At 70.0% G+C, this 277-nt stretch carries 1 protein-coding gene; it reads right to left on the bottom strand.

The window, feature by feature from the left end; translation table 11 throughout:
* The coding region (locus AC1RPY_RS07855) for a fibronectin type III-like domain-contianing protein (RefSeq protein ID WP_481763127.1) at positions 1–277 on the bottom strand (277 nt) is incomplete at both ends.

The raw sequence follows: 277 nt of genomic DNA, 5'->3' as shown, positions 1-277 counted from the left end.
ATGGTGCAGTCCGCCACCGGCAGGGTCAGCCGCACCCGCGCCGACTCCCCCGGCGCCAGGTCCACCTGCCGGTACGCCTTCAGCTCCTTGTCGGCCCAGCTGACGCTGGTGACCTGATCGCGCACGTAGACCTGCACGGTCTCGCGGACCGGGCGTGAACCTGTATTCGTGAGCGTCACCGTCGCCTCGATCTCGTCGCCCGCGCCCAGCGACGTGGCGGCGAGCGTGAGGTCGGAGTAGGAGACCGTCGTGTACGACAGCCCTTCGCCGAACGCCC

The sequence above is a fragment of the Dellaglioa sp. CoH-56-MRSF-12 genome, from assembly GCF_056782075.1.
Note: the sequence above shows the minus strand (reverse complement) of the source record. Positions and strands in the feature narration are given on the sequence as shown.